At 62.7% G+C, this 351-nt stretch carries 1 protein-coding gene; it reads right to left on the bottom strand.

Annotated elements, in window-relative coordinates; translation table 11 throughout:
• Positions 1-351: ISAzo13-like element transposase-related protein (locus ACYOEI_RS41215; RefSeq protein WP_462856493.1), on the bottom strand; the 351-nt coding region annotated here is incomplete at both ends.

Here is a 351-nt window from a genome sequence, read left to right as displayed (position 1 = left end):
CCCCCCCCGGGAGTATTCCCCCAGGCTCACCTTCGCCTTCGTGTCCATCGAGATCTCCAGGGTCTCCGGGTCATCCTTCACTTCCTCCCGGACCGCATTCACGTTCGCGAAGATCGCGTCGGTCTCCTCGGTCTTCTTCAACGGCTTCCCCTTTTGAATCCGTTTCAATCGGTAGTTCATCCGATTGAGGATGTCGCGCAACGTGCGTTCGCTGGGCAATCCCTCCTCGGCATGGCCCCGCTCGATCAGGGCCCGACGCACCTCGGCGGCCGACAGGTTCGTGTACCGTCGTGAGGACTTGAGCTCGGGATCGGCGTAGGACTGGGGCTCGACGATCGCGCGGATGTCGTC

Source organism: Singulisphaera rosea (assembly GCF_054877945.1).
This window is presented reverse-complemented; position numbering and strand designations above follow the sequence as displayed.